We start from the raw sequence: 395 nt of genomic DNA, 5'->3' as shown, positions 1-395 counted from the left end.
CCGGCCTTAACTAGATTGACCGCATCATCGCCGTGCAGAACTGCATGGACGGGGACGCGGACGTATAGGATGGCGCAGACGATGAGACGTTGCTGGCGGCGCCCCAGAACGCAGACGGCTCCCAGAGTACATGATAGCGCGGCGACGACCTCGAACGGGAGGCCGACGAAACTGACACCGATAGGCATGAAGTTGGCGTGCCCCACCCGCCGGCCTAGCCGCACGAGCGTGTCCAGATCCTCCGGGGTCGTGTCGCCGTCACAGGAATGGGAGCGCGTCGAGCGGGTCGTTGCACACTGTGCTTGCAACGATTGAGGGTCCCGTGCAGCTTGCCGCCCCCGGTACGGCTGCTTCTGATCGTGAGCGAGCGCGATGGCAGTGTCTGCTTCTGCCAA

At 64.1% G+C, this 395-nt stretch carries 1 protein-coding gene; it reads right to left on the bottom strand.

The features are described from left to right. A partial coding sequence (locus MKK75_RS22990; protein ID WP_244044833.1) for a hypothetical protein occupies positions 1–188 on the bottom strand: 188 nt, incomplete at its 3' end. Positions 189–395 lie beyond the last annotated feature (207 nt).

Source organism: Methylobacterium sp. J-030 (assembly GCF_022829545.1).
Lineage (GTDB): Bacteria > Pseudomonadota > Alphaproteobacteria > Rhizobiales > Beijerinckiaceae > Methylobacterium.
Note: the sequence above shows the minus strand (reverse complement) of the source record. Positions and strands in the feature narration are given on the sequence as shown.